The sequence below is a fragment of the Streptomyces sp. NPDC059166 genome (assembly GCF_042755185.1).
In the GTDB taxonomy this organism is placed as follows: domain Bacteria; phylum Actinomycetota; class Actinomycetes; order Streptomycetales; family Streptomycetaceae; genus Streptomyces.
The window spans coordinates 16,033-40,508 of sequence record NZ_JBHZCI010000040.1; the positions used below are offsets into that span (position 1 = coordinate 16,033).

The 24,476-nt window shown below is 70.8% G+C and carries 23 protein-coding genes; 12 read left to right on the forward strand and 11 right to left on the reverse strand.

What is annotated here, in order from left to right:
* Window positions 1-294: 294 nt before the first annotated feature.
* Complete coding sequence (locus ACFXOA_RS25950; protein ID WP_385033224.1) at window positions 295-1,314, forward strand: alpha/beta fold hydrolase; 1,020 nt, start codon at window positions 295-297, stop codon at window positions 1,312-1,314.
* 103 nt (window positions 1,315-1,417) lie between these two features.
* On the opposite strand, the gene ACFXOA_RS25955 is transcribed toward ACFXOA_RS25950, so the two are convergent.
* Both ACFXOA_RS25955 and ACFXOA_RS25960 read right to left on the reverse strand, forming a co-directional pair.
* Window positions 1,418-2,218, reverse strand: a complete 801-nt coding sequence (locus tag ACFXOA_RS25955; protein WP_385033227.1) for an SAM-dependent methyltransferase — start codon at window positions 2,216-2,218, stop codon at window positions 1,418-1,420.
* Window positions 2,219-2,441: 223 nt separating this feature from the next.
* On the reverse strand, window positions 2,442-3,713 hold the full coding sequence (locus tag ACFXOA_RS25960) for an MFS transporter (protein ID WP_385033230.1): 1,272 nt from the start codon (window positions 3,711-3,713) through the stop codon (window positions 2,442-2,444).
* A 118-nt stretch (window positions 3,714-3,831) separates the two neighbouring features.
* On the opposite strand from ACFXOA_RS25960, the gene ACFXOA_RS25965 reads away from it, so the two are divergent.
* Entirely contained in the window at window positions 3,832-5,151 is a 1,320-nt protein-coding gene (locus ACFXOA_RS25965; RefSeq protein WP_385033233.1) for an aminotransferase class I/II-fold pyridoxal phosphate-dependent enzyme, read from the forward strand.
* Window positions 5,152-5,288: 137 nt separating this feature from the next.
* Here ACFXOA_RS25965 and ACFXOA_RS25970 read toward each other — a convergent pair whose 3' ends face one another.
* From ACFXOA_RS25970 to ACFXOA_RS25980, 3 genes are all read right to left on the reverse strand, one after another.
* The gene (locus ACFXOA_RS25970) at window positions 5,289-6,038 is read right to left on the reverse strand and encodes a rhomboid family intramembrane serine protease (protein ID WP_385033236.1); all 750 of its coding nucleotides are present in this window, start codon (window positions 6,036-6,038) and stop codon (window positions 5,289-5,291) included.
* A 132-nt stretch (window positions 6,039-6,170) separates the two neighbouring features.
* On the reverse strand, window positions 6,171-6,827 hold the full coding sequence (locus ACFXOA_RS25975; protein ID WP_385033240.1) for a YceI family protein: 657 nt from the start codon (window positions 6,825-6,827) through the stop codon (window positions 6,171-6,173).
* A 229-nt stretch (window positions 6,828-7,056) separates the two neighbouring features.
* Window positions 7,057-7,185: a hypothetical protein gene (locus ACFXOA_RS25980; RefSeq protein ID WP_385033347.1), complete on the reverse strand. Its 129-nt coding sequence runs from the start codon at window positions 7,183-7,185 to the stop codon at window positions 7,057-7,059.
* Between the two features lie 36 nt (window positions 7,186-7,221).
* Here ACFXOA_RS25980 and ACFXOA_RS25985 point away from each other — a divergent pair, with 36 nt between their 5' ends.
* A complete protein-coding gene (locus tag ACFXOA_RS25985) occupies window positions 7,222-7,725 on the forward strand; it encodes a hypothetical protein (RefSeq protein ID WP_385033243.1) in 504 nt (167 codons plus the stop codon).
* Between the two features lie 167 nt (window positions 7,726-7,892).
* Window positions 7,893-8,270, forward strand: coding sequence for a hypothetical protein (locus ACFXOA_RS25990; RefSeq protein WP_385033246.1), 378 nt, complete (start codon window positions 7,893-7,895; stop codon window positions 8,268-8,270).
* Window positions 8,271-8,757: 487 nt separating this feature from the next.
* On the opposite strand, the gene ACFXOA_RS25995 is transcribed toward ACFXOA_RS25990, so the two are convergent.
* Window positions 8,758-9,093, reverse strand: coding sequence for a cupin domain-containing protein (locus tag ACFXOA_RS25995; RefSeq protein ID WP_385033249.1), 336 nt, complete (start codon window positions 9,091-9,093; stop codon window positions 8,758-8,760).
* Between the two features lie 91 nt (window positions 9,094-9,184).
* Between ACFXOA_RS25995 and ACFXOA_RS26000 the strand changes: the two genes are divergently transcribed.
* Together ACFXOA_RS26000 and ACFXOA_RS26005 are read left to right on the forward strand one after the other, a co-directional pair.
* On the forward strand, window positions 9,185-10,042 hold the full coding sequence (locus ACFXOA_RS26000) for a DUF6461 domain-containing protein (protein ID WP_385033335.1): 858 nt from the start codon (window positions 9,185-9,187) through the stop codon (window positions 10,040-10,042).
* A gap of 280 nt (window positions 10,043-10,322) precedes the next feature.
* Complete coding sequence (locus tag ACFXOA_RS26005) at window positions 10,323-12,374, forward strand: FG-GAP-like repeat-containing protein (RefSeq protein WP_385033252.1); 2,052 nt, start codon at window positions 10,323-10,325, stop codon at window positions 12,372-12,374.
* 120 nt (window positions 12,375-12,494) lie between these two features.
* On the opposite strand, the gene ACFXOA_RS26010 is transcribed toward ACFXOA_RS26005, so the two are convergent.
* Both ACFXOA_RS26010 and ACFXOA_RS26015 read right to left on the reverse strand, forming a co-directional pair.
* Window positions 12,495-13,757: a hypothetical protein gene (locus tag ACFXOA_RS26010; RefSeq protein ID WP_385033255.1), complete on the reverse strand. Its 1,263-nt coding sequence runs from the start codon at window positions 13,755-13,757 to the stop codon at window positions 12,495-12,497.
* A 186-nt stretch (window positions 13,758-13,943) separates the two neighbouring features.
* A complete protein-coding gene (locus tag ACFXOA_RS26015; protein ID WP_385033258.1) occupies window positions 13,944-14,705 on the reverse strand; it encodes an IclR family transcriptional regulator in 762 nt (253 codons plus the stop codon).
* A 77-nt stretch (window positions 14,706-14,782) separates the two neighbouring features.
* Here ACFXOA_RS26015 and asnB point away from each other — a divergent pair, with 77 nt between their 5' ends.
* A complete protein-coding gene (asnB, locus tag ACFXOA_RS26020) occupies window positions 14,783-16,357 on the forward strand; it encodes an asparagine synthase (glutamine-hydrolyzing) (RefSeq protein WP_385033261.1) in 1,575 nt (524 codons plus the stop codon).
* A gap of 157 nt (window positions 16,358-16,514) precedes the next feature.
* On the opposite strand, the gene ACFXOA_RS26025 is transcribed toward asnB, so the two are convergent.
* Both ACFXOA_RS26025 and ACFXOA_RS26030 read right to left on the reverse strand, forming a co-directional pair.
* Window positions 16,515-16,925: a VOC family protein gene (locus tag ACFXOA_RS26025; protein ID WP_385033264.1), complete on the reverse strand. Its 411-nt coding sequence runs from the start codon at window positions 16,923-16,925 to the stop codon at window positions 16,515-16,517.
* 107 nt (window positions 16,926-17,032) lie between these two features.
* A complete protein-coding gene (locus tag ACFXOA_RS26030; RefSeq protein WP_385033338.1) occupies window positions 17,033-17,392 on the reverse strand; it encodes a helix-turn-helix domain-containing protein in 360 nt (119 codons plus the stop codon).
* Between the two features lie 120 nt (window positions 17,393-17,512).
* Here ACFXOA_RS26030 and ACFXOA_RS26035 point away from each other — a divergent pair, with 120 nt between their 5' ends.
* Window positions 17,513-17,893: a hypothetical protein gene (locus ACFXOA_RS26035; protein ID WP_385033267.1), complete on the forward strand. Its 381-nt coding sequence runs from the start codon at window positions 17,513-17,515 to the stop codon at window positions 17,891-17,893.
* Window positions 17,894-17,932: 39 nt separating this feature from the next.
* On the opposite strand, the gene ACFXOA_RS26040 is transcribed toward ACFXOA_RS26035, so the two are convergent.
* The gene (locus ACFXOA_RS26040; RefSeq protein ID WP_385033269.1) at window positions 17,933-18,829 is read right to left on the reverse strand and encodes a hypothetical protein; all 897 of its coding nucleotides are present in this window, start codon (window positions 18,827-18,829) and stop codon (window positions 17,933-17,935) included.
* Between the two features lie 208 nt (window positions 18,830-19,037).
* Here ACFXOA_RS26040 and ACFXOA_RS26045 point away from each other — a divergent pair, with 208 nt between their 5' ends.
* The 4 genes from ACFXOA_RS26045 to ACFXOA_RS26060 all read left to right on the forward strand — a co-directional run bounded on the left by ACFXOA_RS26045 (window position 19,038) and on the right by ACFXOA_RS26060 (window position 24,436).
* Entirely contained in the window at window positions 19,038-20,327 is a 1,290-nt protein-coding gene (locus ACFXOA_RS26045; protein WP_385033272.1) for a cytochrome P450, read from the forward strand.
* Window positions 20,324-21,547, forward strand: coding sequence for a cytochrome P450 (locus tag ACFXOA_RS26050; RefSeq protein ID WP_385033275.1), 1,224 nt, complete (start codon window positions 20,324-20,326; stop codon window positions 21,545-21,547). Before ACFXOA_RS26045 ends, ACFXOA_RS26050 begins: the two co-directional genes overlap by 4 nt.
* A 532-nt stretch (window positions 21,548-22,079) precedes the next feature.
* Complete coding sequence (locus ACFXOA_RS26055; RefSeq protein WP_385033341.1) at window positions 22,080-23,000, forward strand: arabinan endo-1,5-alpha-L-arabinosidase; 921 nt, start codon at window positions 22,080-22,082, stop codon at window positions 22,998-23,000.
* Entirely contained in the window at window positions 22,982-24,436 is a 1,455-nt protein-coding gene (locus tag ACFXOA_RS26060) for a family 43 glycosylhydrolase (protein WP_385033278.1), read from the forward strand. The genes ACFXOA_RS26055 and ACFXOA_RS26060 overlap by 19 nt, the downstream gene beginning before the upstream one ends.
* Window positions 24,437-24,476 lie beyond the last annotated feature (40 nt).

Sequence of the window (24,476 nt, forward strand, 5' to 3'; positions counted from 1 at the left end):
GCCCGCCGGCCGGCTTGCGCCCGCCGCCACGCCAGGAGGACGTCCCCCTGGACTTCCGGCGAGGCGGCGAAACCGTGCCGGCACCACGATGCCGCGGTGCCGCGGGTGCCGTGATGATCACAGGGCGCGTCCTCCGCGAGGACCGCCCGCACGCGTGCTACCAATGCCGGGGGACGGAGAACCCATCGGCTCGGTCCACCCGGGTGCCGCCTGAAACGTCCCGGTAATCCGCTCGGCGCGGGAGCTCTCTACCCTCACTCGGGAATCGTCGGAGCAGCAGACGGAGGCGGTGCCGTGGCCGGCGCACCAGTATCGCGACGACAGGCCGAGCACGGTGTGGGGCTGTCCCACCGGGACATCCACGGCTACCGCCGCGCGTACCGGATGGCGGGGGAGGGTCCCGTCATCCTGCTCATCCACGGCATCGGCGACTCCTCCGCCACCTGGGCGGACCTGATCCCCGAGCTGGCGCGCAACCACACGGTGATCGCCCCCGACCTCCTGGGCCACGGGGCCTCCGACAAACCGAGGGCCGACTACTCGGTGGCCGCCTACGCCAACGGCATCCGGGACCTGCTGGGGGTCCTCGGGATCGAACGGGCCACCCTGGTCGGCCACTCCCTGGGCGGCGGCGTGGCCATGCAGTTCGCCTACCAGTACCCCGAACGAACCGACCGGCTGATCCTGGTGAGCGCGGGCGGGGTGGGGCGCGAGGTCAACCCGGTACTGCGCGCCGTGTCGCTGCCCGGTGCCGACCTGATGCTGTCGACCCTGCGCCTGCCCGGCATGCGCAGCCAGGTCGGTCTCTTCACCCGGCTGATGCGGCTGCTCGACACCGACATCGGGCAGGACGCCGGTGAACTGGTCGACCTCGTCGACGCCCTCCCCGACGGGACCTCCCGCAGCGCCTTCATCAGCACCCTGAGAGCGGTCGTCGACTGGCGTGGCCAGGTGGTCACCATGCTGGACCGGTGTTACCTGGCGCAGGGCATGCCGACGCTCCTGCTGTGGGGGTCGCGGGACAGCGTGGTCCCGGTGGAGCACGCCTACGGCGCCCACGCGGCCATGCCGGGGAGCCGGCTGGAGATCTTCGAGGGGGCGGGGCACTTCCCCTTCCACACCGACCCCGTTCGCTTCCGCGCCCTGGTCGAGGACTTCATGAGCACCACGGCCCCCGCCGACTGGAGCCAGGAACGCTGGCGGGAACACCTCCGCGCGGGCCGCCCCGGCAGCGCGCTCGGAGCGGCCGACGCCGCCTTCGAACGGGCGGTGGACCGGGACCTGCGGGAGGCGAGCGAGCGCAGCGCGACGTGATGCCGTCCAGGACCGAGCGGCTCCCGGCGAACGGCTGCCGCCGCCCCGTCCGGCGGGGGCGGGTGCGTTCGCCGGGATGTGCCACCTCACCTGCGGCGGGCGGTCACGCCTTGCGCGCCACGGCGCACCACATGGGGAGCGTGTCGTCAGGGGTGTCGGACGGTTCCGGACGCCAGCGGGTCAGGGTGACCACGCCCGGATCGAGGATCTCCAGGCCGTCGAGGAAGCGTTCGACCTCCTTCTGCGTACGAGGTGTGGCGGAGGCGTGGCCGGCGGCGCGCTCGTTGTAGATCCGCATGGACTCCGCCACCTCCTGCGCCGTGACGTCGGCGGCCGGGTGGGAGAGGACGAGGTAGCTGCCCGGGGCGAGGCGCTCCAGCAGACGCCGGGTGATGTCCCACGGATCCTCGGCGTCCTTGATGTACTGGAGGATCGCCACCAGCATGAGGCCGACCGGCCGGTCCAGGTCGAGGGTGCGGGAGGCCGCGTCGAGGATGGTGTCCACGTCGCGCGCGTCGGCCTGAACGTAGTCCGTCTGCCCCTCCGGGCCGCTGACCAGAAGCGCCCGCGCGTGGGTGAGCACGATCGGGTCGTTGTCGACGTACACCACGCGGGATTCGGGGGCGGCCCGCTGGGCCACCTCGTGCGTGTTCTCCGCAGCGGGGATGCCCGTGCCGATGTCGAGGAACTGGCGGACACCGGCCGCCGCGAGGTGACGTACGGCCCGGCCGAGGAAGGCCCGGTTCGCCCGGACCGACGGGACGATCGTCGGATTGGCGGCGGCCGCCAGCTCGGCCGCCTCCTGGTCCACCTGGTAGTGGTCCTTGCCGCCCAGCCACACGTTGTAGACGCGCGCGGGGTGCGCGTCGGTGGGATGGGGGGTGGGCTGCGGGAATTCGCTCATCGTTCGTCACCTCGTGCGACCGGCACGGCCCGGGCGGACCCGTGTTCGACAACGGTACCGCGATGATCGCCATCTGATTACCCATCAGTCACGTGTGTGCGACCGGGGTCCGGGGCCCTCTCTTCGGCGGCGCGGGGTTCCGGCCGGTGCGGCCGGCCGGCCGCACCGGTGGCGGCAGGCCCGGAGCGCGTCAGGGAGGGAAGCCTTCGGCCTGCCGCCGCCGTCAGGGGGTGCGGGACCGGCCGGCCTGTTCTCCGACGGGCTGAAACCCGGCCGCGCCGCTGCCCGGTCCCGGGGTACGCGAGGCCGGCGGGGCGCCTCGCGGGGGCGTCCGGGTGGACGGCCCGACCAGGCGGTGCTGCACCAGACAGGTCACCGCGAGCGTGGCGCCGAGCACCGGCCAGGCGATCGCACCCATGCTGACCGCCACCCCTACGACGACGGGCCCGAGGCTGCGCTGCGCCGACTGCGCCAGACCGTGTACGCCCAGGTAGGCGCCCTGCGCCTCGTCGGGCGCCAGAGCGACCGAGAGTTCCCAGGACGAGAGCGAGTGCAGGATCTCGGCGAGCGTGAAGGCGGTCGCGGCGACGAGCACGGCGGCCGTCGAGAACCAGGGGCCTCCGGAGACCGAGGCCGCGAGTGCCGCGCCTCCCGTGAGGAGGGCGGCGCCGATCGGCAGGAGCAGCCGCCGCGCGGCGGCCGTCGTCGAGCCGAAGCGGGACAGCGGCACCTGCAGTGCGACGACCAGCACGCTGTTGAGCACGAGGACCAGTGGCGCCAGGCCGACCGGCGCGTCCGTGGCGTGGACGATCCACAGCGGGAACCCGACCTGGAGGATGCTGTCGTCCAGGAAGAGCCAGACCTCCGTGGCGGTGAACGAGAGGTAGCGGCGGTCCCGCCACGGAGTCCTGGTGCTGATCTCGTCAACGGGGTGGTGCGTGCCGGCCACCACGCGGCTGGGTGCCGGCGGTTCCGCGCACCGCAGGGTCAGTACCGCCATCAGCGCGTAGGACGCGACGTTGGCGAGCAGCAGCAGCCGGTAGGAGGTCGCGCTGCCCACGGTGAGCGCGGCCGCTGCCCCCGCGGCGCCGACGGCCCACCCGATGTTGGCCGCGGTGCGCTGGATCGCCTGGTAGCGAACCCGCTCCGGACCCGCCGCGCGGGCGGCGAACAGCTTGGTCAGCACGCTCGACGCACGATCCGGCAACGCGCCCAGTGCCGAGAACACCACCAGCAGCACGTAGTCGTCCGTCGCCAGCAGGGCGAGGAGGGCCGCGCCTCGGGCCAGTTGGGCGAGGACCAGGACCCGGGTCACGGGGAACCGGTCCGCGAGCCGGCCGCCGAGCGGGGGGCCGGCTATTCCGAGGACACCGGACAGGCCCATCAGAAGGCCGATCTGAGCGATCGACAGATGGGCGACGTAGAGGAAGTAGAGCGTGGCCGCACCGGTCCACAGGCCCGTCCCGATCTTGTCGACGACGGCGACGACCAGCATCCGCCGTCCGTCGGGACCTCCCGGGACGGCAAGGCGCCGCGCAAGCGGCAAGCGGCGTGGTTTCGGCGGCAACGGATCCCCCTTGACGGTTCTTTTGTATTGGTACAGAATCTCTTCTGTGGCAGAACAATATGCGATCACCGGTGGTACAGCCAGAGAGATTTCGGCATCCGTCGAAAGCCGTGTGTCGGACGGCACGCTGAGGCCGGGCGCGACGCTTCCGCCCGTCCGACGGCTCGCCGAGGCGCTCGGGGTCAGCGCGGGCACGGTGGCCGCCGCGTACAAGGAGCTGCGCGGACGAGGCGTGGTCGTGACCCTGGGGCGCGGCGGCACGGTCGTGGCCTCAGCCCCCGTCGTCACCTCGCGGCGGCCGCCACGGGTGCCGGCGGGCCTGCGCGACCTGGCGGGCGGCCATCCGGACCCCGCCTGCCTGCCTGTGCTCACTCCGCCGGCGCGGATGGAGCCGGTGCCCGGCTCGCACCGCGCCGCACCACGGCTCACCCAGCTCGAGGAGGCCGCTCGCGCGTGGTTCACCCGGGACCAGGTGCCCGCGGATTCCGTGACGTTCGCCCACGGCGCCCTGGACTGCATCGCCAGACTGCTGTCCACCGAGCTCAAGCCGGGTGACGCCGTGGCCGTGGAGGACCCGGGGTTCCATCATCTCCTCGACCTCGTGACGGCGTTGGGCCTGCGTATGACGCCGGTGGCCGTCGACGACGAAGGCATCCGCCCGGACGCGCTACGCGTCGCACTGCGTGCGGGGGCCCGTGCCCTGGTGTGCAGTCCTCGGGGCCAGAGCCCGTCCGGCGCCCGGTTCACCCCCGCCCGCAGAGAGCAACTGCTGGCCGTGCTGGGCGACTTCACGGACGTGCTGGTCGTGGAGGACGACCACAACGCGGACATCGCCGGTGCGGACGCGGTGAACCTGGCCTCCGGCGGGCTGTCCCGCTGGGCCCACGTGCGGACGGTCTCCAAGCACCTCGGTATCGACCTGCGCTGGGCAGCCCTGGCCTGCGACCCCGCCACGCTGGCGCGTCACGACGGCCGGATGCTGCTCACCTCCGGCTGGGTCAGTCACATCCTCCAGGCGACCGTCGAGGGACTGCTGACCGATCCGGCCGTGACCCGGCTGGTGGCCGGGGCGGCCGATACCTACACCACGCGCCGCGAGGCCCTGATCGCCGCGCTCGCAGGGCACGGCATCCCGTCGCACGGTGCGAGCGGACTCAACGTGTGGGTGCCGGTCCGGGACGAGTCCGCCGTGGTCAACGGCCTGCGCACCAGGGGCTGGTGGACCGCCGCGGGAACCCGCTTCCGCATCGCCTCGCCGCCCGCGGTCCGGATCACCACCGCCGCCCTCACCACCGCCGAGGCCGGGCACCTGGCGCAGGACCTCGCCGATGTGCTGGAGGAGTCACAGGCGGTGTACGGGGGTTAGGCGAGCGGCGGTCGGGTGTGCCGTCAGCAAGGCCGACGGAGCTCGGCCTTGCTGACGGCAGGGCGTACGCGGTCAGGCGTTCCGCGGTCAGGCGGTAGGGCGGTCAGGCGTAGGAGGGGGGGGCAGGCGTAGGGCGGTCAGGCGTAGGGCCCGGTGTCAGGCCGGTGCCGTCGACCGGTCACGCTGAACCGCGCGTCGGAGTGGCCCTCGGCGGATTCCTGAGACCGGGCGGCCACCCACCTCGGACCGTCTCCCCGGGTGGCGGAGTGGAGGGCGGCTCCCAGCACCGCGCCGGTCAGCACTCCGACGCTGTGGTTGTTCTGCATCAGGCACAGTGCCACGCCGGAGACCGGGACGAGCAGGGCGGCCATCCGGTGGGTCCGCTGCCGGGTACCCAGCGCGTCACACGCCGCGAGGGCGCCGACCAGACCGCAGATGCCCACCGAGTCACCACCGCCGTGCACGCTCCAGCCCAGAGTGCTCACCACATGGGCCGCCACCCCGGACACGAGGAAGACCACGGGCATCCACAGCGAGCCCAGCCTCCGTTCGGCCGCCGCCGCGACGACCGCGAGCGCCGCCAGGTTGAAGAGGAGCTGTCCCCAGCCCGACGTCTGGACCAGCAGAGCGGTCACCACCCGCCAGGGCCCCCCGTCAGGGGACCGCTCCAGACGGGGAACCGCACCTGGGACGACGGTCTGCACCACGGCCATCGCCGCCATCACCCCCACCATCACGGCGGCAGCCATCGGAATCGGCCGCCACAGCGCGACGAGCAGCCGACGGGGGCCGATCCGGTCGCCTCCCAGCTGCTCCACGACGATCCGCGTACCCGGGACCACGACGGCGGCCGCGCAGGCGTACAGGGCCAGGGTGTGCGTGTTCATGCCGTCATGGTGCCGCACCGCTCGGCGGTGACGGAGTAGCCCTGATGGGAGTCGTGCGGAGCCCGCCCGAGCGCCGGAGCGCCCGAGGTCAGGGGGGCTTCGTCATGTCTTGGTCACGGTGCTGACGTCACATCAAGGCTGCGTGGGCATACGGATCGCGGCGATGTCGAACTGCAGCCGGAGCCGCTCGCTCACCATGGCGCCGCCCTCGGCCAGCCGCGCGTTGTAGGTCAGGCCCCAGTCGGACCGGTTGATGGTGGTGGTTCCGTCGAACCCGACGCGCTCGTACCCGAAGGGGTCGGTGACGTGACCGATGTAGGTGAGGTCCAGTACGACGGGGCGGGTGATCCCCCTGATGGTGAGGTCGCCCGTCATGCGGTAGACGTCCTTGCCGATGAGCTGCACCGCACTGCTCGTGTACGTCATGCGCGGGTGGCGCCTGGCGTCCAGGAAGTCCCGCCCGGTCAGGTGCGCGTCGCGCTGCTCGACGCCCGTGTCGACACTCGCCGTGGCCAGCGAGATCTCGGCGCGGGAGCGCGCCGGGTCGCGGCCGTCGAAGAACAGACGGCTCTCGTACTCCAGGAACGCGCCCCGCACCGTCGTCACCATCGCGTGCCGGACGGAGAACCCGATCCTGCTGTGCGCGGGATCGATCATCCACTCACCGGTGAGCGCGGCCAGGCCGGGATCCGGCAGAACCGCGGTGCCTGCGGCCGCCGGGGAAAGGGCTGTCTCCTCCGGGCGGGTCTCCGGGCGACGGAGCAGAGAAGTGCGGCTGAAGAGGTTCATGAGGCACGTTGTTACCCGCCCGTAACGCCGCCTCACAACCCATGATCAACGAACCCGACCAACGTCGAACAAACCTTCACACGGTGAAACCCGTCGTCGGACGCCTCAGATACCCGCCTCTACCAGGAACTCGCTCGGGTCGCCCCACCACGACACGTAATCCATGTGGCAGGGAGTTGAGCGGTCGCGCCGTGACGGCGCTGGAGACCGGCGACACAGTGGGAGCGGTTCACCAGCGCGTCTCCCCGGCGAAGTACTTCGCCGCTTTCCGCAGGATCTCGCGCTCCTCCTCCAGCTCGCGAACCTTCTTCCTCAAGGCGGCGTTCTCGGCCTCCTCATTGCAGGCAGGATGACCCACGCGGCAAGGGCCGCCTCGGCATCAGGGAGACTCCGCATGGCCGACTACTATCCGTACCGAATCGCGACCAGGAGAGGGAACCTGTGGCTGATCTGGCGACCCGGGGAGGGCGATGCCCCTGATGAGCTCGTCGTTGACGACATCGAACGGCTCCTTGCGTTCCATGACCGCAAGACGCTGCAGGAATACTGCGATCGCGACGGGTGGGAGCTCGTCTGGGAGGGCGAAGCCACTCTGGATCTGGACGTCGTACGGCAGTGGGTCGAGCACCTGGACCATGACTTGGTCACGGCAGGCCTGCTGCTGGAAGCATGGGACTTCCTCGAAGACCTCCACCGCAGCCTGAAGACCGGCCCGTCCCTCCCCGCCCAAGGACCGATCCACGACAGCGCCTACGAGAAGATCTTCGGTGGCGAAGCTCTCGAACCGACCGCTGGCAAGGAAGCCTGGACGGACGAGGAGACCGAGGCCGTGCGCGAACTCCTCCGCGCGGGGCTGGACCTCTGGGATCATGCCGTCCTTGGTTCTGGAACCGGCTGATCGAACCTGCGAGCCTTCCTCGCGCTCCTAGTTCAAGTGCAGTTGGAGTACTAGGACATGCAGTGCGCTGCAGCTCGCACGCCTCATCACGAAGCGAAATCGGTACCTTCGCCTTGCCCTCACGGGCATCATGGTGATCTCTCCTGACACCACGCTCCGAGGACCCCATGCGTACCAGCTTCATCACTGCCATCACCGCAGCAAGCTTGCTCGCCTCTCTCACTGCGTGCGGTAGTGGTGACCCGTCGTACACCGTCCGCCTGGATCGCAACAAGGATGGTTCGGCCATGGCCTACTTGGCCCTGCCTGACGCCACCGACGACGAAGCGGAAGCAGCAATCCGCGACTACGCCCGCACTATCAACGGATCAGAGTGGGTCACCATCGTGATTTCTGATGACTCCGGTCCCGAGGGCAAGCTCATATGCAGCGCCACGTGGATGAAGGACGCTCAAGCCGCGCAGAAATGGGGCGGTCGCTTCAAGTCCGAGACGTGGCCCGGTCTTGATGTGCGGTGCCCCCACAATCGCCAAGGGGGCATCTAATCTCATCGAGCAGGACAACCACCGTCCTCGCTGGGCGAGTCAGGCGGCGAAGTCGTTGGTGTCACCCGCGGAGTCGATGCGGATCAGGGCCCGGCGCCCGCGCCGGTACTCCTTCGGCTACTGGGCCAAGGTGCCAATTGGGTGGCGGTGATGTGGTCGGACGCGGTGTTCGATCCCGCGGTCCCGTTCTGAACAGGGCCGCGAGCGGTTCAAGCGAGGGCTGCTCCGGCCTTGACCGTGTGCGCGGATCCGCACTGTTCACCTCGTCCCTGTTCGGAGCGGCCGATTCTGCTGCTCGATGTGCTGCTTCACGATGCTCAGCGGTACGACGCCGACGGAACCGGCGAAGTGCGAGCCGGACCGGATCCGTTGTGCCCGTCAGGGCGGCGAGGATGGCAATCGTCCACGTTCTCCTCACGGCTGATCATCCGCCCGGCCACCCCGCCGGGCACACCGCGCCCTCCGGCGCAACGGCACCCGCCTCCCCCTACGACCGGGGCGAGCGCGAGTTGAACGCGGGTCCGAACACCACCAGCAGCACCAGGTCTTCGGTGACGTCCTTGAACCGATGCTCTTCGCCGGCCGGCACGAAGATCACCGTCCCGGGGCCCACCTCGGCCGTCCGGCCGGGCGTCTCGATCCTGGCGCGTCCAGCCGTGACGATGTAGACCTCGTCCTCGGTGTGCGGGCTCTGGGTGTCGGTCCCGTCGACCGGGATGCAGTACGTCCCCACCGACAGGTCCGGCGTCCGCAACTGCTCGATCCAGTCGTCACCCGACTCGGTGGGCGGCGCCCACACGCCTGCGCCCTCGATGATCTCCATGGAGGGACCCTATGGGCACGTCCGTGAGTTCAACAGCGGCAGAGCGGCAGCCAGTTCATCGATGTCGGTGGCCTCGGGCACACTGCGCCGTATGAACTCGGTGACCGCGCACGACCATGCCTGGATCCGTACCTCGCAGCTCTTCCGGCACATGAGGGAGAGCGGGTACACCCTGACGCTCGTTCGGGGGCGGAGCCCCCGCGAGGTGTTCCGCGCGGTCGAGGCGGAGCCCCGCGGGACCGGGGAGGGCACGGCCGGACTGGTCGAGGCGGACGACGCCCACCGCGCCGGGACCGGCTACGACTACTGGGACGAGTCCTACGTCGCCGGCGCGTTCAGCGCCCCGGGCGACGACGGTGACTGGACGGTCGTCCTCGGCTTCGACGGAGGGCTGGGGCTGCCGCGCGTGGAGACGCTGTCGGAAGGCGGCCGGGTCGTCGTGCACTCGAGCAACGGCGGCAAGCCCATCCACCTCTTCCACTGGTTCGAGGACGGTGAGCTCCGTACGACGTTCGAGGGCCCCTCGGCACGCGACGGAAGCACCCCCGACGAACTGGTCCCGCTGCTGCGCGCAGTCGGCTTCCCCCTGACTCCCGAGGGAGAGCACGACGAGAGCGCCACGGACGTCGACGGGAAGGCGGCGGTCTTCGCGCTCGCCGAGAGGCTCACGGGCGTCCGTGTCACGGAACCCTTCCTCCGCGACGCCACGTACGAACTGGGGCTGGTCCCCGAACAGCCCGCGGAGGAGTGGACCGGCCTGGTCATCGACATCACCGACGCCCACGGGCAGCGCCTGTACAAGGAATGGACCTACGAGGAGATCGCGGCGGCCTCCGAGCGCGCACGGGCGGAGGCGGACGCGCCCGTCGTGATCACCTGCAACGATCCGTCCCCGACGGATCGTTCCGCTCGTGGCCGAGGTGATGGCGGAGGGGCGCACGGCGGCTGAGCGGATGCGTCGGCGCCCAGGGCGGCTCGCGAGCTCCCCTTCGGACACGGGTACCAGTCGGTCTTCAGCCATTGTCCGGACATCGCGACCGGATGCACTGGCCATTCATGGCGGACAGATGGTCAAATCAGCGCCGGGGCAGTCGAATCGAACGTGAGTGCTCCCGTTGGGACGGGATGCCTCCGGGCGGCTGGGCGAGCAGTTCATCCGCGGTCGCGGGTGCGCTCTCCTCCCCGAGTGGCAGAAGCAGTGAGCAGCAACAAGGGGGATGGACAACCGAATGAAACGACCCACGGGCATAGTCTGCGCCGCCGTCGTGTGCGCCCTGCTCGGCCTGCAGGCGGGTGCCGGCAGTGCGAGCGCGCAGGTGCGCGGCGAGGCGGCGGCGGTCGCTCCGACAGGGGCGGCGTCGAAGGGGACGGCCGAACTTCCCCAGGTCGGCGGCGTCGCTCCGGCGAAGGCGCAGACGGCCGACGGCGGGGCACGCGTGGCCACCGTACGGGCAGCTGCCGGAGGCGCCCGCCATGACTACAACGGCGACGGCCGAAGCGACCTGCTGGACTGGTACGACTACTCCGACGGCAGCGACGCCATGCACACCTTCGCGGCCAAGTCCGACGGCAGCCTGTCCGCACCCCTCAAGGGGTGGGAAGCGGCCGACGGTAACTACTGGGCCGAGCACATGAAGTACGTGACCGGCGACTTCAACGGTGACGGGATTGGCGACGTGGCCGCCTTCTACGGCTACGACGACGGCAAGGTCTCCCTCTTCACCTGGCTCGGCAAGGGGGACGGGAAGTTCGGCACGCGCCTCACCTCCTGGACCGTGGACCCCGGCAACTGGACCTTCGACGCCATCACCGCCGAGGCCGGGGACTTCGACGGCGACGGCCGCGACGACATCGCCGCCTGGTACGACTACCGCAACGGCGACGACAAGCTGTTCACGTTCCTGGCCCGAACCGACGGCGGATTCGCCACCCCCTTCTCGTCCTTCGCGCGCACCGACGCCGACGGGTGGGAGGTCGGGCGCATGAAGTTCGCCACCGGTGACTACGACGGTGACGGCCGCGACGACCTGGGCGTCCTGTACGGATACGCGTCCGGCACCGTCACGCTGATGTCCTTCGCGGGCAAGCCCGGAGGAGGATTCGCCGAGCCCGTCCGTGGCTGGGAGTCCGCCACCGGCTGGACGTTCAGCCGGGCGACCGTGCACTCCGGCGACTTCGACGGTGACGGCCGTGACTCCATCGCCGCCTGGTACGACTACGCAGACGGGCACGACGCCCTGATCGGCTTCGACCTGGGCGCCGACGGCACGTTCGGCAACCGCCGGGAGATCCTGAACAGGCCTGCGGGCTGGTACGAGCGGTCCCGTATGAAGATCGTCACCGGGGACTACAACGGTGACGGCCGCGACGATCTCGCCACGGTCTACGGCTACACCGACCTTCGGCTGCCGACGGTGAAGACCATCACCTTCACCGCTCAGTCGGACGGAACCCTCGCCGGTGACCTGCACGGCTGGGAGACGGAGACGGGCTGGACCTTCGACAGGATGCGTCTGGTCGAGCGCCACTCGGAAGGGCTCCCCGTCTGCCCCACGGTCTACGGCCACGGCGGCTACCCCACCGAGGCGGACGCATGGGACCGCGACCAGGTCCGCCAGCCGAACAACCCCAAGGCGCTCGCCCAGCAGAAGAGCTGGGGAGCCGCCGGTGTGGAGGCCGACCTCCAGCTCACCAAGGACGGCACCAAGGGCGTGATGTGGCACAACAGCACGACCAGGGGCCTGACAGGGCCGAAGGCCGACGTGACGAAGATCTGGTGGGCCACCGGCACCGACCAGCTCAAGGGCCGCACCATCGACCACGGTCCGTACGCCGGAGAGACCGTGTACACCTTCCGGGAGTGGCTCGAAAGCGCCAGGAACCAGAACATGGCCGCGTTCGTGGAGCTCAAGGGGGAGGCAGGGCAGTCCCTGCTCAACAGCAGCGCGTCCATCCGCGAGACCGCGTGGGCCGAGGTCATCGACCCCATCAAGGAACGCGTCGGCTCCCAGAAGATCATGATCTACACGGGAAGTGACAACACCGATCTGAAGGCCGAACTCGAGAAGCGCATCAAGGCCGCGGGCCTCGGCGCCACGCTCACGGACCACCCCCGCTGGGTCGACACGATCGGCTGGGAGGAGCCCGCCCCGGCGGCCTCCGGCAACTACGCGGGGTGGCTGAACAGGCTGAACCGGTACGGTCTGCCGACCACCTCGGTGCCGATGGCCACCACCTGGCCGAAGGAACTGAAGTCCTGGCTCAGCGGAAGGTGTGCCTGACGCCCACAGCGGGCGCGGGGGTCGTCGGCGCCGACGTCCCCCGCGCGACGCCGTTCCGTACCGCGCCCGGTCCGCCCGGTCCGCCCGTTCCGAGAGGCCGGGGAGGATCGGGCGTACGGGTCAGAGAGCGGGCGAGCGGTGACGCGGATCCTCGCGCCCCGGGCCGTAGGCGGCCTGGGCCCCGCTCGTGAGCTCCGCCAGCAGACGGTGGTACTCGGCGGGGCGGCTCTCGAAGTCGGCCCAGGCGTCCAGACCGGAAGGGTCGCCGTCCTGGCCGCGCAACAGATCGACGGACGCCTGGCGGAACCGGTCGGCGACCCCGTCCCGTTCAGCCTCGGCGAGAACCCGACGCAATGTCACCACGGCCGCACGGGCGCTGCGGCGCTCAGCCGGGCCGGCGGCCAGCCGCACCCGGTACCCCGAGGCCGGCGCCGCCTGCTCCAGAAGGGGCCGCAGCCGCACGGCCAGCGCCCTTCCGGTCTCCGCCGCCTCGACTGCCCCGTGACCCGCCTCCACCAGCACCTTGGCCGCAGCCAGCACAGCCGTCGTCCGGGGGTCGGGGAGGCCCGTCCCGACCCGCGGGATCACGTCGGTGCTCACCTGCGCGGCCGCCTCCGCGGCAACGGCGACGGACCACACGGCGGTCCGCCGGCCGACGCCGGGAAGCCGTTCGAGCCCGGACACCCCGGCGGCGAGCACCTGCTGCACCGTCCGAACCCCCGCGTCCTCCAGTTCGGCGGTCCGGAGACGCTCCCGGAGCGTGCTGCGCAGCCGCGCCACGGGCGTGCGGCTCAGCTCCAGCTCGACCTGATCCGAGTGCCACGCCTCCCACGCCGCGCGGAGCGTCTCGACCGCCCGGTCGTGATCCTCCGCCACGTGCAGGGCGGCCCGCTCCAGCCGTTCCGCCTGCCGGACGACCCCCGGCCGCACTCCGCGGAGCCGGGCCAGCGCGCGGATGTTGCCGCCGACGAGACCGGCTGCAGTCAGGAGGAGGCCGCAGACGAGCAGTGCGTCGGAAAGCTCGATCATCCGTCCCTCGGACGCCTCGTCGTCCTGTTCCAGCTGGTAGAGCTGCCCCTTGTCCCGGCCCTCGGCGACCACGAAGCCGGTGTCCCATCCGAAGCCGGTGTCAGGGTCGTAGCCGGGCGCCTTCAGTATCGGGTCGCGTTCGATGTCGCACAGGTGGAGATCCTCGTGAGTGCGGTGCTCGAACGGATCGGTCCACCGGACCGTGCACCGCCCGTTCGCGTCCTCCTCGATCACGGTCAGGTCGACCTGGCGGAGCTCCGGAGGCCCCGGGACGCTGATGTAGACGCAGGCCGAAGCGGCTATGAGGATCGCTCCGAGCGTCACCACCCATCGGAAGAACGGCGTGTGCCGCATCGAGGTCTCCTTCGGCCGTCCATACCGGCACGCCGAAGTGTGCCCCTCCCGGTCCACGCGTCACCAGCGAGGAACCCGGCAAGCATACCGTCCGAATATTGCCAGCTCCCGGCAGTGTGCGAGCCCTGTCCACGCCCTGCCGAACGAGGCTCCGGGCGGGGGACGGCGGCCCGTCACCCCGCCCCGTCACCCCGCCCCGTTGAGCCGGGCCGACAGGTGGTGGGCGGCTGCGACGACCGCGTCCACCACCTGTGGAACCGCGTCCGGCGGCAGACGGAAGACGGGCGCCGAGACGTTGAGTGCCGCGACGACATCGCCCCGGTGGTCGTGCACGGGGGCGGCGACGGCGATCAGCCCCGGCTCCATCTCCTCGGCGGCCACCGCGTAGCCCCGCGCCCGCTCCGTACGCAGCCGTTCCAGGACCGCGGGCACATCACGCGGCGCGGCGTCCGTGCCGGGCAGGCGCGCACCCTCCGGGCTCACCAGCAGTGCCTCGACCTGCTCCTCGGCGAGGCCGAACAGCAGGGCGCGCCCGGCCGACGTGCAGTTCAACGGCGAGGTGCGGCCCACCCACTCGTGGGCCTGGAGGGTCCTGGAGGTCCGCTCGGTCAGCACCGTCACGACACCGTGACCGGACAGCACCGTCAGGTACGCGGGCTCGCCCACCTGGTGCACCAACTCGCGCAGGACCGGTGGCGCCTCACGGTGCAGCCGGTCCTCGCCGGCCGACGACGCGAGCGCCAGCAACTGCCAGCCGATGCGGTAGCGCAGGCTGCGCGGGTCCCGCTCCAGGAACCCCTCCTGGGCCAGCACCTTCAAGGTCCGGGACACCTGGGTCTTCTCCCGGCCCACCGCCGTGGCCACCTCCTGGACGCCCATCGGGCCCTGTCCGAGGGCACGCAGCACGTCCAGCGCCCGGTGCACGCTGCTCAGGTTCTCGCTCGTCATACGGCCATGATCCACTCGTCGTGCGTATACAGCAACTCCGATTGTCGCTGGTGCACGAACCTCTCTACGGTCGAGACATGTGCGGAATAGCAGCGATACACAGCGCCCACACGTCCATCGGTACCGGCCACTCCACGCCGACCGCCCGAGGCGCGGCGCCCGGGACGGCCGTGGAGGCCATGCTCGACCGGCTCGCCCACCGGGGCCCCGACGACAGCGGAACGCGAACAGTCGGAAACCACACCTGGCTGGGACACCGGCGACTGTCCATCGTCGACCTCGACGGCGGACACCAGCCCCTGGGCGGCACGCAGCGCGACGACGACTGGTCGCTCGTCTGCAACGGCGAGATCTACAACCACGCGGCCCTCCGGGAACAGATGCCTGCCACCGCGTTCGGCTCCTCCTCCGACTCCGCGGCCGCGCTCGCCGTACTCCGCACCGACGGCCCCGGCGGGCTGCACCGGCTCCGGGGGATGTGGGCGCTCTGCGCCGCCACTCCCACCGGCGGCTTCGTGGCCGCCCGCGACGCCGTCGGCATCAAGCCCCTGTACTGGGCGCACACGGACACCGCCGTGCACTTCGCCTCGGAGCTGCGCGCCTTCGCGCCCGAGGTGCAGCCGAGCGCGGAGATCTTCCCGCCCGGCCACTGGTGGTCGCCGCAGGACGGACTGAACCGCTTCGCCGAGCCGGTGCCGGCACCCGGCGCGGCCACGGACTGGAGCGCGGTACCGGATGAGACCGTCGAGAAGGCGACGTTCGAGGTCGTCGCGGATTCCGTGCGCAGGCATCTGATGGCGGACGTCGAGGTCGGGGTGTTCCTCTCCGGAGGTCTGGACTCGGGCGTCGTGGCCGCGGTCGCCGCCGAGACCTACGCCCGGCAGGGACGCAGGCTGAAGACCTTCTCCGTCGGCACGGAGGACTCGCCCGATCTGCGGGCGGCCCGGGAGACCGCCCGGTTCCTCGGCACCGAGCACCACGAGGTCCTGCTGGACGCCGAGGCGTCGCGGAAGGCGCTCGACGACGTCGTCGCCTGCGTGGAGTCCTTCGACGCCAGCCTCATCCGCAGCGCCGTGCCCAACTGGTTCCTGTCCGAGCTGGCCGCACGGCACGTCAAGGTGGTGCTGACCGGGGAGGGCGCAGACGAACTGTTCGCCGGATACGGCTACTACCACGAACAGCACACCGCCCCCGGCGCCCTGGACGCGGAGCTCCGGCGCACGGTCGGCGCACTGCACGGCCTCAACCTCCAGCGCTGCGACCGGGTGACCATGGCACACGGGCTGGAGGCCCGGGTTCCCTTCCTCGACCACGACGTCATGGCCCACGCCATGTCCCTGCCCGCGCACATGAAGGGACTGGAGGACGACGGCATGGAGAAGGGGCACCTGCGCCGCGCCTTCACGGGCCGGCTGCCCGAGCACCTGCTGTGGCGCCGCAAGGAGCAGTTCGGTACGGGCAGCGGGGCGGAAGGTCTGCTCAGTCCGGTATGGGAGAGCCGCATCGCGGACGAGGAGTTCGCCGACGCCGTGTCCGGTGAGGGGACTCCGGAGCTCCGCAGCAAGGAGGAACTCGGCTACTACCGCACCTTCCGCAAGGCCCTGCCGGGCATCCGGCCGGAGTCGGTGCTCACGCGCTTCGCGACGGCCTGAGCCTCCGCCCCGGCCTGCGCCCCGGCTTCCGGGCCGAAGCCGGGGCGGAAGCCGGGGCGGACGGACCCGGACGGACCGTGACGGACCCGGGCCGACCCGGGCGGGGCGGACGGCGGTGGAGCACCTGGCTGTCGGGCCCGCCCCGCGGTTCCCTTCCTCAGCCCTTCAGCTGGGTGAAGCGGAGGTGGTTGCCGAAGGGGTCGCGGAGCCCGCAGTCGATGCCGTAAGGCCGTTCCGTGGGCTCGTCGGTGAATTCGACGCCCTTGGCCCGCAGCGCTTCGTACGTCTTCCGGCAGTCGTCCGTGGTGAGGATCAGCGCCGCGCCCATCGCGCCCTTGGTGACCAGGTCGCGGACCTGCGCGGCCGTCCCCTCCGAGAGGGCGGGCGGACCGGGCTTCTCCAGCAGGACCTGGCGGTCCGGCTGACCGGGGACGTTCACGGTCAGCCAGCGCATGAAGCCCATGTCGACATCGGCGTTGACCTCGAGTCCGAGCTTCCCCACGTAGAAGTCGAGGGCCTCGTCCTGGTCGAGGACGTAGATCTGTGAGTGTGTGATCGCGTTGAACATGTGCTTCACGCTAGTCGGCGGACCCGGCGAGAACTTATCCAGAACTGCTCGATCGCCCGGACGGACGGCGGCGTGCGGGCGTACCGCCGGAAGGGCCGCGCCGGGGTTCAGGCGCTCGGCCGCGTCCACGCCTTCGTGAAGCAGGTGGGTACGTCCACGGCGCCCGCCTCCTTGCGGTACGCCCGCGGCGGAAGGCCGACGATGTCGCGGAACGTACGGCTGAAGGTGCCGGTGCTGCCGAAGCCGACCTCGTAGCAGATGTCCGTGACGCTGTGGTCGCTCTCCCGCAGCAGGTACATCGCCCGCTCCACGCGCCGGCGCTGCAGATAGCGGTGGGGCGTCTCGCCGAACGTGGCCCGGAAGGTGCGGGCGAAGTGCGCGGGGGAGACGTGGGCGATGCGGGCGAGGGACGGGACGTCCAGTGGCTGCGCGTACGCGCGGTCCATCGCGTCACGCGCCCGGAGCATGCGGCGGTTGGTCTCTTCCACGCTACGGCTCACCGGGACATCCCATCACGGACCGGACTTGATGATGCCCGTCCTCCGGCTCGGGCGGCTCTGTCGTACCCCGTTGCTAGGTTCGGGGACATGAGCGTCTCCCTCTACTACCGCGCCTCCCGGCCGGCTCGGCCCACGAACACCGAGTCGGCCGCCGTCGAGCGCATCGTCGCCGCCCACTCGGCTTCCTTCCCCTACGGGGACGAGGAGAGCCTCCACCTTTGCGACGGCGACGACGGCGAACCCTCACGACTCCTCGAGGGATCGACCAAGATGCCGTTCGACCCGAGCCGCGTGCTGACGGTGATCTGCCATGTCCTGGACTCGGTCACGGAGCTGCGCCGTGCACTGCCGGGCGCGCGGTGGCACGTGCACCTGGACGACCTGGAGATCCCGTGGGACGAGGACGACGGATACGCGCTTCCGGGAATGCGCGACACGGACCTCGCCGCCGAGCCGGAAGGCCACTGAGCCGATTCGGTCCCGCGCATCTGGACGGGTGCCGGGCGCTCACCCGTCCCCGGCCGGAGCCGTCCAGAGCTCCACGTCGGTGACGAGCAGCCGGCCGGGGCGCTGATCGGCCGAGTCCGGGACCACGGCCCGCACCACGGGCCGCTCGCCCTTCTCCACCGTCACCTTCGTGCCGTCGAACTTCGGTGACCCGGTGCGGACGATCTCCCGCAGTTCGGACTGCAGGTCTGCGGCAGCCGCGTCGTCCTTCGCCACGAAGCAGAGCACCTCGGTGTTCTTCGACGCGGAGGACGCCCGCTGGCCGAGGGAGGCCAAGCGCGCGACGCCGGAGGATTCGAGCGGGTTGAAGTCCGCGCGGTAGACGTCGCCCAGGCACTCGGCGGCCCGCCGGAAGTCCTTGTCGTCGGCCAGCGAGGAGCCTTCCTGCGGGTCGACGAGAGCCATCGGGTCGGAATCGCGGACTGAGTAGGAGAGAGCGTCGTCCGACACCTGGATCGAGGCCCCGTCGCCCTCGGGGCGCGCCCAGAACTCCTGTCCGTCCTTCTCCGTCCTGCTGTAGCCGTTCGACTTCAGCGCCGCGGTGATCCCGGCGGCGTCGAACGACCCGTCCCAGTGACCGGCCTCGGGAGTGTCGACGGCCGTGTCGATCTGGGCCTGCTCGAACCCGGCTCCCAGCGAGCCCGGGTCGTTGAGCAGGAGCCCGGCCGGCTGCGAGACGGCGGCGAACCGTTTCGGGGCGTCCTTGCTCAGCTCGCGTACGGCCGCGGCGTCCAGGAAGGTGACCTGTTTCGATCCGGCGTCCGCGGCGAGGGTGCCGAGCCCGGAGAGCAGCTCGGAGTCACCGTCGGCCTCTTCCGGGGCGGACGAACAGGCGGTGAGGGCCGCGAGGGCGAGGACCGCGGCGCCGAATGCGGGTCTGCGCGCTGATATGGGCATGATGCCGAAGGGTATACCGGCCCACGAAGGGCATCTGCGTCAACCCTTCGCAGATCCGGACGAGGTGAGGATCCGGCCGCCGGAGGTGCAGCCGGTCATCCCCCTGCATCCTTCCATCGCTGCCCAAAGCTTCACTCAACCTCCCTATAGTGGTGCCGCGTTGATCGTATGGCCGCAACGCGCGAAGCCGTCCTCAGGAGTCCGTACGATGACGACCCAGCCCTTATCAGCCGCGTCCGCAAGGGGTGTTGGCTGCCCGGTACGCCATGCCGACGCACCGGTGAAACTCAGCGGGCCGGAGTTCCACACCGAGCCGCAGGCCCTGTACCGGCGAATACGCCGGTCCCACGGCCCCGTGGTGCCCGTCGAACTCCACGGGGGCTTCCCGGCCTGGCTCGTCGTCGGCTACCGCGAGCTCCACCAGGTCACCAGCGACGGGGAGCTGTTCCCCCGGGACGTCGCCCTGTGGAACCAGTGGGAGCACATACCGGCGGACTGGCCGCTGCTCCCGATGGTCGGACAGCCCATGCCCTCGATCTACTTCACCGCCGGCGCCGAGCACCGGCGGCACTCCGAGATGGTGGTGCCGGCGCTCGAAGCGGTCGACCCCTTCGAAATCCGTGACCACTGCGAGCAGTTGGCGGACCGCCTGATCGACGGCATCGGCGCCCGCGGTTCCGCCGACCTCGTCGCGGAGTTCGCCGAGCCGCTGCCCGTCCTCGTCCTCGCCCGGCTGGTCGGATTCCCCGACGAGGAGGGGCGGGACATCGCCCGCGTCCTGAAGGACCTCGCCGACGGCGGGCCGGGCGCGCAAGAGGCGTACGCGCGATTCGGTGAGCACATGGCGCGGCTGGTCGCGGTGAAGAGGGACGCCCCCGGCGACGACGTCATCTCCCGGATGCTCGCCGATCCGGCGCCCTTCACGGACGAGGAGTACGCCCTCGACCTGATGGCGATCACCGCGGCGGGGCATCTGACGACCGCCGACTGGATCGGGAACTCGCTGCGGCTGATGCTCACCGAGGACCAGTTCGCCGAGTCCCTCGCCGGTGGCCACCGCAGTGTCGGCGACGCGATGAACGAGGTGCTCTGGGAGGAGACCCCCACCCAGATCCTCGCCGGCCGGTGGGCGGTCCGTGACACCCAGCTCGGTGGCCGGACCATCCGTGCCGGGGACATGCTGCTGCTCGGGCTGGGGGCTGCCAACACCGACCCGCTGGTCCGCCAGGGGACGGGCTCGGGCGCCCCCGGTCACCAGGCCGGCAACGGAGCGCACCTGGCCTTCAGCCACGGGGAGTACCGCTGCCCCTTCCCGGCCCAGGAGATCGCCGAGATCATCGCCCGTACCGCCATCGAGGTCATCCTCGACCGGCTGCCGGACCTCCAGCTGTCGGTGCCCGTCGAGGACCTGGTGCGGCGCCCGTCCCCCTTCCTGCGCGGGATGAACGCGCTTCCCGTCCGGTTCACCCCCGTACACACGACAGGAGACCTGCTGTGACCTGCCCGCACGCGACCGTGGTGATCGATCCCCTCGTCCAGGACCTCGACGGCGAGACCGAGCGGCTGCGCGCGTCCGTGCCGCTGGCCCGCATCGAGCTCCTCGGGGTCCCCGCCTGGACCGTCACGAGTCACGCCGAGGCGCGACGGCTCCTCGTCGACCCGCGGCTCGTGAAGGACCTGGACGCCTGGGGCCTCTGGCAGAGCGGAGAGGTCACCCACGACTGGCCGCTCATCGGCATGATCGACGCGGGGCGCTCGATGTTCACGGTGGACGGCGAGGAGCACCGCCGGCTCCGCACCAAGACCTCGCAGGCGCTCACCCCCCGTCGGCTGGAGGCGATCAGACCGGACATCGAGAAGTTCACCGAGGGACTGCTCGACGCGCTCGCCGCGCAGGGCGCCGACGGTGTCGTCGACCTCAAGGCGGTGTTCGCCCAGCCTCTGCCGATGAAGGTGGTCGGGCTGCTCATGGGGGTGGACGAAGCGCTGCACCCCATGCTGACCAGGCAGTACAAGGCGTTCTTCTCGATGCTCACCCCGCAGGAGGACCGGCTGGCCCTGCTCGCCGAGCTCGACGTCTTCTACGCGGAGCTCGTACGTGAGAAGACCGCACATCCCACGGACGACCTCACCAGCGCGCTGATCCTCGCCGAGGAAGGCGGCCGCCCCCTCACCGAGGAGGAGGTCGTCGGCAACCTCAAGGCCATGGTGGCGGCGGGGCACGAGACCACCATCGGCCTCATCCTCAACGCCGTACGCGCGCTGCTCGCCCACCCCGACCAGTTGCGGAAGGTGCTCGACGGGGAGATCTCCTGGGACACGGTGATCGAGGAGACGCTGCGCTGGGACACCCCGACCACGCACCTGCTGATGCGGTTCGCCACGGAGGACGTCGAGGTCGGGGGCCAGGTGATCGCCAAGGGTGAGGGCGTCGTCATCTCCTACCGTGCGATCGGCCGTGACACCGCCCAGCACGGCGACGACGCCGACCGTTTCGACATCACGCGGCAGACCCCGATCCGTCACATGACCTTCGGTCACGGGCCGCACATCTGCCCCGGGGCCGCCCTGTCCCGGGTCGAGGCGGGCATCGCACTGCCGGCGCTCTTCGGCCGCTTCCCGGACCTCAGGCTCGCGATAGCGGACGACGAGATCCGCAAGCTGCCGGTGATGACCCAGAACGACATGGAGTCCTTCCCGGTCCTGCTCCACGGCTGAGGAAGCGGCCGCCGGGGCACCGCTCACCCGTCCGGAGCGTCCGGTGAGTCCCGGGCGGGCGGCGAGTCCCGGGCGGTGCGGCCCGGGCGTCCGGTGAGTCCCGGGCGGGCGGCGAGTCCCGGCTCCGGCCGTTCGACGGTCGTCCGGGGCCGTGCCCGAGCCGGTGGCAGGCCGGGTGCGGGCGGTGTGAGCACGTGACCGGCCCGGTGGCGGAGCTCCTGGCGCGCCCCGGGGTGCCGGGCCTGCGATCCCGACGCCGGCGCCGAGGCCGCGCGCCCGTGGCCGCGGGACACGGACCAGGCTCCGGGGCACGCGTCGTACGCGCTGTCGGGCACGCGCTGACCGGGATCCCGAACATGCCGTCCGGGATCCCGAACGACGTCCGGTTTCTCGAAGAAGTGGGGGCCGTCCGGCAACCCCACGACGCCCCGGCGGCGACTGCGAGGTGCACTCCCCACCCCCGACTCAAGGAGGTCCCCTCGTGAGCCGCACTCTGAGGAGAACCCTCGCGACGATCCCCGTCGCGCTGCTGATGGCCCTGGCGCCGGGCAGCGCCTCCGCCTACCCCAACCCCGGAGTCGTCAACGGCGACATCGCCGTCCACGACCCCAGCATGGTCCGCAGCACGTCCGGCCAATACCTCCTGTACTCGACCGGCGAGGGACTGCAACTGCGCACCTCCACCGACCGAACCGCCTTCGGCCGCTCCGGGAACGCCTTCACCACCAAGCCGAGCTGGTGGAAGAAGTACTCATCGGCGTCCGACCCCTGGGCACCGGACATCTCCTACCACGGCGGCAAGTACCTGATGTACTACGCCGTCTCGTCGTTCGGCTCCAACACATCGGCCATCGGCCTGGCCGGGTCCACCACGGGCCAGGCCGGCAGCTGGACCGACTACGGCACCGTCTACACGTCGAGCTCGTCGAGCGACTACAACGCCATCGACCCCAACCTGTTCGTGGACGACGACGGGAAGTGGTGGCTGTCGTTCGGCTCCTGGTGGACCGGGATCAAGATGATCCGGATCGACCCCTCCACGGGCAAGCAGTACGCCGGCGACACCAGCAGGCGCTCCCTCGCCTCCCGGCCGACCGGCACCAAGGCGGTCGAGGCGCCCTACATCGTGAAGAGGAACGGCTACTACTACCTCTTCGCCTCGTACGACACCTGCTGCGCCGGCACGAGTTCGACGTACAAGATCAAGGTGGGCAGGGCCACCAGCGTCACGGGTCCCTACAAGGACAAGAACGGCGTCAGCATGCTCAGCAACGGCGGAACACCCGTCCTGGAGAGCCACGGCCGCTACATCGGTCCCGGCGGCCAGTCGGTCCTGGCGGACTCCGACGGTGACCTCCTCGTCTACCACTACTACGACGGCCAGGACAACGGCGCCCCGAAGCTCGGCGTCAACCTTCTGAACTGGAGCAGCGGATGGCCCGTCGCCTACTGACCCTGCTGAGCGCCCTGCTGCTGGCGCTCGCCCTGGGACAGCCGGCCTCCGCGTCGGCGGCCGAGGGCCGTCCCTTCACCAACCCGGTCAAGACACAGAAGGGGGCCGATCCCTGGATCTCGTACCACGACGGCAACTACTACCTGGTGTCGACGAGTTGGACCGACGTCATCACCATGCGGAAGTCACCCACGCTGGCCGGCCTCGCCACCGCGCCCAGTGTCCAGGTGTGGCAGGGTGACGCGGCGTCGCGCTGCTGCAACATCTGGGCGCCCGAACTCCACTACTCGGGCGGCCGCTGGTACCTGTACTACGTGGCCGGCCAGAACATCGCCGACTACAACCCGACGCAGCGTGTGCACGTGCTCCAGAGCGCGGGGTCGGACCCGATGGGGCCCTACACGTACAGGAACCAGCTGGGCAGCACCTGGATGCTGGACCCGAGCATCCTCACGGTCAACGGCTCCATGTACCTGCTGGGCAGCGCGAGCGGCGGCGGCACGCAGAACCTCGTCATCGCCCCCATGTCGAACCCGTACACCCTCAGCGGTTCCTTCTCGACCATCTCGACGCCCACCCGGGACTGGGAGAAGTCGGGCGGCACGGTCAACGAGGGCCCCGAGGTGCTCCAGAGAGGGGGGAAGACGTTCATCGTCTACTCCGCGAGCGGGTGCTGGACCCCTGACTACAAGCTGGGTCTGCTGACACTGACCGGGACCGACCCGCTCTCCGCGTCCTCATGGACGAAGAAGTCGAGCCCGGTCTTCCAGCGGAACGACGCCGCAGGCGTCTACGGGCCCGGACACAACGGCTTCTTCACCTCCCCGGACGGCACCGAGAGCTGGATCGTCTACCACGCCAACGACTCGGCGTCCGACGGGTGCGACAACGGCCGTACGGCACGGGCGCAGAAGTTCGGCTGGAACTCCGACGGGACCCCGAACCTGGGTACCCCCGTCGCGCTGGGGAAGAGCCTCGCCGGACCCTCCGGCGAGACCGCGGCCACCCCCACGGCGTACACCGTGGTCAACCGGGCGTCGGGCAAGTGCCTCGACGTGAGCGCCGGTTCCACCGCCGACGGGGCGAACGTCCAGCAGTGGACGTGTGACGGCAGCGCCAAGCAGCGGTGGCGCGTCGAGGACCGGGGCGACGACACCAGCCGCCTCGTGAACGCCGCGACGGGCAAGGTGCTCGACACCGCGGACTGCTCCGCGGCCGACGGCGCCGACCTCCGGCAGTGGTCGTGGCTCGACAACACCTGTCAGCGGTTCCGCTTCGTCACCACCGAGGCGGGAGGGTGGGTGCGCATCGTCAACCAGGCCACCGGGAAGGTCGCCGACGTGGCCGACTGCTCCCCGGCCGACGGCGCCGACGTACGCCAGTGGACCTGGCTGAACAACACCTGCCAGCAGTTCAAGCTGGTCCCGGTCTCCTGAGGTCTCCCCGCCTCGCGAGACCTCCCACGGGCCCTCCGGA